11 protein-coding genes are annotated in these 8737 nt (G+C 71.5%); 5 read left to right on the top strand and 6 right to left on the bottom strand.

All coding sequences use genetic code 11. The features are described from left to right. The 4 genes from IH13_RS0133435 to IH13_RS0133450 all read left to right on the top strand — a co-directional run. Positions 1-315: acyl-CoA dehydrogenase family protein (locus tag IH13_RS0133435; RefSeq protein ID WP_031090445.1), on the top strand; the 315-nt coding region annotated here is incomplete at its 5' end. Then, a complete protein-coding gene (locus IH13_RS0133440) occupies positions 312-1097 on the top strand; it encodes an SDR family oxidoreductase (protein WP_031090448.1) in 786 nt (261 codons plus the stop codon). The genes IH13_RS0133435 and IH13_RS0133440, both read left to right, overlap by 4 nt. A 4-nt stretch (positions 1098-1101) precedes the next feature. Further along, positions 1102-1695 carry a TetR/AcrR family transcriptional regulator gene (locus IH13_RS0133445; RefSeq protein WP_031090449.1) on the top strand — a complete coding sequence of 198 codons (594 nt, stop codon included), beginning with the start codon at positions 1102-1104 and terminating at the stop codon, positions 1693-1695. A 29-nt stretch (positions 1696-1724) separates the two neighbouring features. After that, positions 1725-2882: an acetyl-CoA C-acetyltransferase gene (locus IH13_RS0133450; protein ID WP_031090451.1), complete on the top strand. Its 1158-nt coding sequence runs from the start codon at positions 1725-1727 to the stop codon at positions 2880-2882. A 33-nt stretch (positions 2883-2915) separates the two neighbouring features. On the opposite strand, the gene IH13_RS46285 is transcribed toward IH13_RS0133450, so the two are convergent. The 3 genes from IH13_RS46285 to IH13_RS0133465 form a co-directional block, all read right to left on the bottom strand. Continuing rightward, the gene (locus IH13_RS46285; RefSeq protein WP_063837527.1) at positions 2916-3944 is read right to left on the bottom strand and encodes an eCIS core domain-containing protein; all 1029 of its coding nucleotides are present in this window, start codon (positions 3942-3944) and stop codon (positions 2916-2918) included. A 329-nt stretch (positions 3945-4273) separates the two neighbouring features. Further along, complete coding sequence (locus IH13_RS0133460) at positions 4274-4480, bottom strand: DUF397 domain-containing protein (protein WP_031090455.1); 207 nt, start codon at positions 4478-4480, stop codon at positions 4274-4276. After that, positions 4477-5349, bottom strand: a complete 873-nt coding sequence (locus tag IH13_RS0133465) for a helix-turn-helix domain-containing protein (RefSeq protein WP_420713433.1) — start codon at positions 5347-5349, stop codon at positions 4477-4479. Before IH13_RS0133465 ends, IH13_RS0133460 begins: the two co-directional genes overlap by 4 nt. Before the next feature lie 215 nt (positions 5350-5564). Between IH13_RS0133465 and IH13_RS0133470 the strand changes: the two genes are divergently transcribed. Beyond that, positions 5565-6014 (top strand): ATP-binding protein, encoded by a 450-nt coding sequence (locus tag IH13_RS0133470; RefSeq protein ID WP_031090458.1) that lies wholly within the window; start codon positions 5565-5567, stop codon positions 6012-6014. An 84-nt stretch (positions 6015-6098) separates the two neighbouring features. Here the strand turns inward: IH13_RS0133470 and IH13_RS0133475 are convergent, their stop codons facing one another. The 3 genes from IH13_RS0133475 to IH13_RS0133485 are packed head-to-tail and all read right to left on the bottom strand — an operon-like array spanning position 6099 to position 8736. Further along, entirely contained in the window at positions 6099-7160 is a 1062-nt protein-coding gene (locus IH13_RS0133475) for an NAD(P)H-dependent flavin oxidoreductase (protein ID WP_031090461.1), read from the bottom strand. Further along, on the bottom strand, positions 7157-7936 hold the full coding sequence (locus IH13_RS0133480; RefSeq protein WP_031090464.1) for a CoA-transferase subunit beta: 780 nt from the start codon (positions 7934-7936) through the stop codon (positions 7157-7159). The genes IH13_RS0133475 and IH13_RS0133480 overlap by 4 nt, the downstream gene beginning before the upstream one ends. Continuing rightward, positions 7933-8736 (bottom strand): CoA transferase subunit A, encoded by an 804-nt coding sequence (locus IH13_RS0133485; protein ID WP_234433482.1) that lies wholly within the window; start codon positions 8734-8736, stop codon positions 7933-7935. Before IH13_RS0133485 ends, IH13_RS0133480 begins: the two co-directional genes overlap by 4 nt. Position 8737: the final 1 nt, after the last annotated feature.

Below are 8737 nucleotides of genomic sequence, written 5' to 3' on the forward strand. Positions count from 1 at the left end.
GCCTGGACGGGGCTGGAGACCATCCGCTGCAACGCGCTGCGCATGCTCGACGGCGCGGCCTCCGGGGCGCCCGGCCCCGAGGCGTCCATCGGGAAGATCTTCTGGGCCACCTGGCACCGGGAGCTGGGGGAGCTCGCCATGGACGTCCGCGGAGCCGCCGGCATGGTCGCCTCCGGGGAGCCGTACGACCTGGACGACTGGCAGCGGCTGTACCTCTTCTCCCGCTCCGACACCATCTACGCCGGGTCGAACGAGATCCAGCGCACCATCATCGCCGAGCGCGTCCTCGGCCTGCCCAAGGAGACCCGCCCGTGAGCCAGCAGCCGCCCTACGTACCGGGACACTCCCTCCTCGCGGGTCGCACCGCGGTGATCACCGCCGCCGCGGGCGCCGGGATCGGTGGAGCGACCGCCCGGAAGTTCCTGGAGGAGGGCGCCCGCATCGTCATCGGCGACGCCCACGAACGCCGCCTCGGGGAGAGCGCCGCCGCCCTCGCCGACGAGTTCGGCGCGGACCGCGTCGCCGCACTGCCCTGCGACGTCACCGAACAGCGGCAGGTCGACGCCCTGTTCGCCCTCGCCGTGGAACGCCACGGCGGTCTCGACGTCGTCGTCAACAACGCCGGGCTCGGCGGCACCGCCGACCTCGTAGAGATGACCGACGACCAGTGGTCCACCGTCCTCGACGTCACCCTCAACGGCACCTTCCGCTGCACCCGCACCGCCCTGCGCCACCTCAAGGAGCAGGAGACCGGCGGTGTCGTCGTCAACAACGCCTCCGTCATCGGCTGGCGCGCCCAGCGCGGCCAGGCCCACTACGCCGCCGCGAAGGCCGGCGTCATGGCCCTGACCCGGTGCGCCGCCCTGGAGGCCGCCGACTTCGGCGTACGCGTCAACGCCGTCGCCCCGAGCCTCGCCATGCACCCCCACCTGGTGAAGGTCACCACTCCCGAGCTCCTGGCCGAGCTCACCGAACGCGAGGCGTTCGGCCGGTACGCCGAACCCTGGGAGGTCGCCAACGTCATCGTCTTCCTGGCCAGCGGATACTCCTCGTACATGACCGGGGAGACCGTCTCCGTCAGCAGCCAGAGAGCATGAAGACATGAGCACCAGCTCCAACGCCGAACGGCGCGCCGAACTCCTCGCCACCGCCGCCCAGGTCTTCGCCGACCAGGGGTACAACGCCACCACCGTCCGCCGTATCGCGGACGCCGCCGGACTGCTCGCGGGCAGTCTCTACTACCACTTCGACTCCAAGGAGTCGATGCTCGACGAGATCCTCTCGGCCTTCCTGGACGAGCTGTGGACGGGCTACGACTCCGTGCTCGCCGCCGGGCTCGGCCCCCGGGAGACCATCGAGGCCCTCGTCACCGAGTCCTTCCGGCAGATCGACCGCCACGGACCCGCGGTCGCCATCTACCAGAAGGAAGCCCGGCACCTCTCCGCCCAGCCGCGCTTCTCCTACCTGGCCGACTCCCAGGTCAAGTTCGAGAGCGCCTGGCTGCGCACCCTGGAACGCGGCGTCGCCGAACAGGCATTCCGGGCCGACCTCGACGTCCGCCTCGTCTACCGGTTCGTCCGCGACACCGTCTGGGTGGCCGCCTCCTGGTACCGCCCCGGCGGCACACACAGCCCGGAGGAGATCGCCCGCCAGTACCTGTCCATGGTCCTTGAAGGCATCACCCCCCGTACCTGACCCCGCACCACCCTGACGAAGGAGCAGTCATGGCCGAGGCCTACATAGTCGAAGCGGTCCGCACCCCGGTCGGCCGGCGCAAGGGCGGGCTGTCCGCCGTCCACCCCGCCGACCTCGGGGCACACGTCATCCGGGCACTCGTCGAGCGCACCGGTGTGGACCCGGCCGCCGTCGACGACGTCGTCTTCGGCTGCCTGGACACCGTCGGCCCGCAGGCCGGGGACATCGCCCGCACCGCGTGGCTCGCCGCGGGCCTTCCCGAGGAGGTGCCCGGCACCACCGTGGACCGCCAGTGCGGCTCCTCCCAGCAGGCCGTCCACTTCGCGGCCCAGGGCGTGCTCTCCGGCACCCAGGACCTGGTCGTCGCGGGCGGCACCCAGAACATGTCGATGATCCCGATCGCGTTCGCCAGCCGCCAGGCCGCCGAGCCCCTCGGGCTGACCGACGGTCCCTACGCGGGTTCCGAGGGGTGGCGGGCCCGCTACGGCGACGCGCCGGTCAACCAGTTCCACGGCGCCGAACTCATCGCGGAGAAGTGGGGCATCAGCCGCCGGGACATGGAGGAGTTCGCCCTGCGCTCGCACCAGCGGGCCCTGCGCGCCATCGACGAGGGCCGCTTCGACCGCGAGACCGTCGCGTACGGCGACGTCACCGTGGACGAGGGCCCGCGCCGCGACACCTCCCTGGAGAAGATGGCCGGCCTCAAGCCGGTCGTCGAGGGCGGGCGGCTCACCGCCGGCGTCTCCTCCCAGGTCTCCGACGGCGCCTCGGCGCTGCTCATCGCCTCCGAGCGGGCCGTCGCCGAACACGGCCTCACACCCAGGGCCCGCGTCCACCACCTCTCCGTACGCGGCGAGGACCCGATCCGGATGCTGTCGGCACCGATCCCGGCGACCGCGTACGCGCTGAAGAAGGCCGGGATGTCCATCGACGACATCGACCTGGTCGAGATCAACGAGGCGTTCGCGCCGGTCGTCCTGGCCTGGCTGAAGGAGACCGGCGCCGACCCGGAGAAGGTCAACGTCAACGGCGGCGCCATCGCGCTCGGCCACCCGCTCGGCGCGACCGGCACCAAACTGATGACGACCCTGCTGCACGAACTGGAACGCACCGGCGGCCGTTACGGCCTCCAGACGATGTGCGAGGGCGGCGGCCAGGCCAACGTCACGATCATCGAACGCCTCTGAACGCCGCCGCCCGTAGCGGCGACCATCGGGCCGTCAGTGGATTTCGGCGGGGAAGTTGGGGCCCGGGTTCGCCGGGCCCCGGCTGATGGCCTGGCTCGCCCTGTCCATCTGCACATAGTGCGCCGTGTGCTCGACACCATCCGGCACGTGGAACTCCAGATCGGCCGGGTTGGCCGACAACCGGCCGTACGTGCGGACGCTGATCTCGACGCCGTACCAGTGTGCTGCGCCGGTGTTGTTGCGGGCGTGCGCGGAGCACTCGTGGAGCATGCGTTTCAACGGCTCTTCGAACTGGCGGTTGAACGTGCTGTTGGTAGCGCTGGTCATGGCCGTCAGGTTCGCCGATACCCCCGGGCCGCCCAGATTGTCGTTCCAGAGGTGGCCCTTGATCCAGCCACTGCCGTCCCGCTGATTCAGTTCGTTCACCAGGGTGCATTCGGCGGCTCCGGGCGGGGAACCCCCGTAGGTGTTCCCCGGGGCGTTGACGCTCGGTCCGAGAGTCACCCGGACGCTCGTGCCGCCCGTACGTCGATCCGAGGGGCCGTAGACCTCGGTGGCCCACACCGGCCGGAATCTGTCCCAGGCCGTGAGTGGCAGGCTCCCGGTGGCGCTCCGGGTCGTCCGCTGCACGCAGGGCTCCGAGGCCGCACGCGCCCCGTCCGGTCGGCGTTCCGCCGCTTTCGGCCCGCTCTGCGGTGCGCGGCTCAGAGCGCGGGTGGCGTTGGCCTCGGCCTCCCGCTCGAACCGGTCACCGGGGTCGGAGACACGCAGCCCGGCCCCGTTGTCGGTGCCCGCGACGGGCCCCTGGCGTTGCTGGATGACATGGGTGAGTTCATGGGCCAGGGTGTGCCGGTCGGAGCCGCCGTCCCCGATGACGATGTGGTTCCCCGAGGTGTAGGCACGGGCACCGACCTCGGCCGCAGAGGCGCGGGCGGCGCTGTCGCTGTGGACGCGGACGTCGGAGAAGTCAGCCTCCAGACGGTCCTCCATGTCGCTGCGGGTGGCCGCGTCCAGCGGTTCGCCGCGGGAGCGCAGGACGTCGTGGACGACGGAGCGTTGCACCGCCGGGTCTTCCTCCTGGTGACCGCAGCCCGCCGCCGGGTGCCCGGCTCTGCGCAGCATCTGGAGAACGGCGGTATTACCGACGGCGCGCTGAAGCGCCAGGAGAGCAGCGGGGTCTCCGGCGGATTCACGGCCGGCGCGCGCACCGGTGGCTACGCGACCGTCCTGCTCCTCGTCGGACTTCCTGGCAGTTTTCCGGGCGTTCACGGACCTGGCCCTCCCGTAGTCGGCGTGTGACCACCATCAGTAACCGATATGTGGACCATGGGGTAGGTCCGTCAGGGCAGCGCCTCATGCCCGGACAGGCAAACGCGGTCGGCCGGCTGCCCTCAGCCGCACGCGAGGGACACGAACGCCGCCCACTCCTCGCGGCCGACCCGCAGCGCCGGCCCGTCGCCCGCTGCCTTGGAGTCCCGTACGTGGACCACGCCGTGTCCGGCGGCCACCTCCACGCAGTCGCCGCCGCCCGATCCGCTGTAGCTGCTCTTGAACCAGCGCAGCTCGTTCGCGCTTCCGGTTGCCCGCTCCATGCTCATGTCTCTCCCACCATCTGTTCGATGAGCCGCGCAGACTCCTGGGCGTTCAGGGCCTGTGACCGCAGCTTGCCATACCGCAGCCCGAAGCTGCTGACCGCTGCCGGATCACTGACGACGCATCCGATCTCCTGCGACTCGATGTAGCCGAGGCGCTGGAGATCCTTCGTCTCGATCAGAACGTACGGACCGTCGAGACCGGTGTGGAAGCCGCTCCCCGCAGGCATCACCTGCACCTCCACATTGCGCAAGGCGCCGACCTCCAGGAGGCGCTGCCACTGTTCCCGCATCACCGGCATTCCCCCCACCGGGTTCCGCAACGCCTCCTCCCCGATGATGAACGACAGCTCCGCCATCGGGTCCCGCGTCAGCAGCTTCTGGCGGCCGAGCCTGGCCTCCGTGTGCCGGTCCACGATCTCCTCGCCGAACGGCGGACAGTGGCCGGCGAACACCGCCCGCGCGTACGCCTCCGTCTGCAACAGCCCCGGGACCAGCAGCGGATCGTACGAGAAGCGGCTCAGGACCTCCGCCTCGATCAGCGCGAAGTTGCGGAAGAAGCGGGGCAGCTTCGCCCGGTCCACATCGGCCTGGAGCACCTTCAGCACACCCTCGGCCCGCAGCACCCGCTCCGCTGCCTCGGTGAACGCCTCCTTCGCCGGCCGGCGCCCCTGCTCGACCGAGGCGACCTGCTCCAGCGAGTACCCGATGGCCTGTCCCAGCGCCTGCTGGTTCAACCCGGCCCGTTTGCGCAGGTGTCCGAGGAGCGTGCCGTAGGCGACCCACACGCCCGGCAGCTCGTTGTCCTCCCTCGCCTTCGTCTGCGGCGCGCCGTTCCTCGTCTCCCGCACGGTCCTCACGTCCTTCTCCGCCACCGGTTCTCCCCTCCACCCGCTACGGTCATCGACTTCGCCTCGACGGGAACAGGTTCAACGGCGGGCCGTTTCCGCGGACACGGCCGTCGCCCGTACAACTCCCGTACACGGCCCGTACGAACAGGCCGCCTCGCCGCCCGTAGATCCCGTACCCCCCGGCTCGGTACGGACGTCGCACCTGGTCACGGGTGGTTTCGGCGGCCGACGATGACTCTGTGAAGCGACAGGAAGACCTCCGTGAACCCCAGACCGTGCGCCGTGAGTCGAGCCTTCGGTTCAGCAGCACCCCGCGCGGTGCGCGTCTGGCGCGCACACTCGCCGTGCAGCAGCTCGCCGAGTGGTGCGGCGGCCCGTACGACACCGACGCGGCCCGTTCGGTGGCTCTGGTCACGGCCGAGCTCGCGTCCAACGCGATCACGCACGGCCGCCTCCCGGGCCGCGACTTCCGGCTGACCCTGCGGCTCCTGGCCGAGACCCTCCGCATCGAGGTCACCGACGCCCGGCCCGAACGCCTCCTGCCCGCCACCGCTCCCGGGGCCGTCGATCCCGGAGCCGATTCCGGCAGGGGGCTGCTGCTCGTCGAGGCGTACGCGGTCCGCTGGGGATGCACCGTGTCCGACGCGTACACCAAGTGCGTCTGGGCCGAGGTGCGCCTTCCGGCGTGACGCCGAGCACGCACGGCACGCACGGAGACACCGGACGGGGGCCCCGTCTCCGGAGCCCCCGTCCACGCCCGTACGCCCGGTGCCTCAGCCAGGCGCGGGCAGCGCCCTGAGCGCGGTCTGCGCCTCGGCCATGATCCGCTCGACCAGTTCCGAGCAGGACGGCAGGTCGTCGATCAGCCCCGCCACCTGGCCCGAGGCCATGACCCCGATGTCCGTACGCCCCTCGACCAGTGAGGCCTTGAGCAGCATCGGCGTGTTGGCGGCCAGCAGCACCTGGCTCCACGTCAGTTCCTTGCCGTGCTTCATCGCCAGTCCGTCCCGCACGAGCTGGGGCCAGCTCGCACCCGTCTCCTTCCGGAAGGCCGAGGCGTGCCGCAGTGCCCGCAGCGTCGAGGCCGCACGCCCGGAGCGCTCCAGCGCGTCGACCATGGCGGTGCGCAGCATGCGGTGCGGCAGCCCGTCCACCTGGGTCGTGACGGTCACGTCCTTGACGCCGGCCGCCAGGTACTTCGCCTTCACCGCATCGGGGACCGTGCTGTCGGAGGTGAGCAGGAAGCGCGTACCCATCCCGACCCCGGCCGCCCCGAAGGCGAGCGCGGCGACCAGGCCGCGGCCGTCGTGGAAGCCGCCCGCCGCGATCACCGGGATGTCCACCGCGTCCACGACCTGGGGGAGCAGCACGGTGGTGGCCACGTCTCCGGTGTGGCCGCCCCCCTCGCCGCCCTGCACCATCACCGCGTCGGCCCCCCAGGCGGCGACCTTCTCCGCGTGCCTGCGGGCCCCGATGGAGGGGATGACGACGACACCGGCGTCCTTGAGGCGGGCGATCAGCTCCTTCGAGGGCGCGAGGGCGAAGGACGCGACCCGCACCCCCTCCTCCACGATCACCCGTACCCGCTCGTCCGCGTCCCCCGCGTCGGCCCGCAGATTGACGCCGAACGGCGCCGACGTACGGGCCTTGACCTCGCGGACGGCGGCCCGCAACTGGTCCACGGTCATCGTGGCGGAGGCGAGGATGCCGAGCGCCCCCGCGTTCGCCGAGGCGGAGACGAGGCGCGGACCGGCCACCCAGCCCATGCCGGTCTGCACGATCGGGTACCGGACCCCGGTGAGGTCGGTGAGCGCGGTACGGAAGGGTCCGCTCATGCCGGGACCTCGCGGTCGCGCAGCCCCTTCGGGTCGATCACCTCGCGGATCAGGCGCAGTTCGGTCTCGGTGGGCTCCCGGGTGAGAGGTACCTCGTCGGGGACCGCGAGGGCGAAGCCGGTGGCCGCGGTGACCTGATCGAGGCTCACCCCGGGGTACAGCGAACGCAGCCGCATCGTGCGGTCGGGCGTCTCGAAGTCGAAGACACCCAGGTTGGTGATCACGCCAGGGAGCCGGTGGTAGCGGGTCGCGGACGGGCCGGCCGCCGCCGCCCGGTCGTAGCCGACCCCGCTCACCATGTCCACGTGTTCCACGAACACCCGGGACGAGTGCTTCGGCACCCAGTAACTCGTCGGGTTGTTCAAGGTGTTGACGGGAGCGCCCCGTACCCCGAGGAGCTGCCGGGTGGGCCGGGACCAGTCGCCGATGCAGGAGATGTTCTGGTTGCCGTGCCGGTCGAGCTGGCTGGCGCCCATCATCACGTGCCGGCGGCCGGTGGCGGTCAGCGTGAGGTGCCCGCGGAACGGCAGCCAGCCCTCGACGCTCCCCGGCCGCTCGCCGACGGCGGGGGTGTCACCCATCAGCAGCGCCTCCCCGTCGGTCAGCAGCAGATCCGGCGAGAAGGTGAGCTTGGCCAGGCGTGCCCCGATCGCCGGGACGGGGCCCATCGGGCTGGCGAGGATCTCCCCCGCGTCCCGCCATGCCTCGGCGCAGGCCACCACGCAGTACTCGGCACGGCTCACCGCCGGGAGGCCGGTGGACTCGGTGACGCTCATGCTTCCTCCAGGTGGAACGCGGTGACGGCGGCCTGGTAGGCGGCCTCGTCCCCGGACAGGAACCGTTCGACGAAGGCCGGCCACGCTTCCGGGTCGCGGGCCGCCCGGACGTAGGCGAGTTGGAAGGACTCGTCCCGGTCGTGGTCGGGCACGCAGGACGTGAAGTGGGCGCCGTTCGGCGTCTCCACGACCCCGTCCACGAACAGGCGCTTCACCAGCAGGGTCTGCGGCCCGTGCTCCTTGAGCAGGTCCGCCGTCTCCACGATCCGCTCGCACGAGACGTACGCCTGGTCGGCCGCCTCGCAGAACAGGTCGTCGAAGTACGGATCGGGGCCCAGGTACTGGCCGTTGCCCTGCGCGTCGGACCGGTTGAGATGGACCAGGGCCGCGTCCAGCCGCAGCGCCGGGGCGGCGACCAGCTCCTCCCCGTCCTCGTACGGCGACGTCACCGTACGCAGTGCCGGGTTGACCGCCATCAGGTCGGAGCCGAGCCCGGCGCGCACCGGCATGAAGGGCAGCCGCTGCGCCCCCGCCGTCAGGCCCCACATCATCATCGCCTCGTCGAGCTCGACCATCTCGAACGCGCCGCGCTGCCGGGCCGCCGTGAAGTGCGGCTCCAGCGGTATGGAGTCGAGCGTCCCGAACGCCGCGACGAGCTTGCGGATCTTCCCCGCCGCCGCGAGCAGTCCCACGTCCGGGCCGCCGTACGACACCACGGTCAGGTCGGTGAGGTCCGAGCGCAGGAGCGCCCGCACCAGGGCCATCGGCTTACGGCGCGAGCCCCAGCCGCCGATGCCGATC

This window comes from Streptomyces sp. NRRL WC-3549, from assembly GCF_000721935.1.
In the GTDB taxonomy this organism is placed as follows: Bacteria; Actinomycetota; Actinomycetes; order Streptomycetales; family Streptomycetaceae; genus Streptomyces.

Bases quoted from the DNA above. Each gene is read 5' to 3' on its own strand.
- IH13_RS0133445 (WP_031090449.1), top strand. From the start codon at position 1,102: ATGAGCACCAGCTCCAACGCCGAACGGCGCGCCGAACTCCTCGCCACC.
- IH13_RS0133480 (WP_031090464.1), bottom strand. From the start codon at position 7,936: ATGAGCGTCACCGAGTCCACCGGCCTCCCGGCGGTGAGCCGTGCCGAG.
- IH13_RS0133460 (WP_031090455.1), bottom strand. From the start codon at position 4,480: ATGAGCATGGAGCGGGCAACCGGAAGCGCGAACGAGCTGCGCTGGTTC.
- IH13_RS0133475 (WP_031090461.1), bottom strand. From the start codon at position 7,160: ATGAGCGGACCCTTCCGTACCGCGCTCACCGACCTCACCGGGGTCCGG.
- IH13_RS0133450 (WP_031090451.1), top strand. From the start codon at position 1,725: ATGGCCGAGGCCTACATAGTCGAAGCGGTCCGCACCCCGGTCGGCCGG.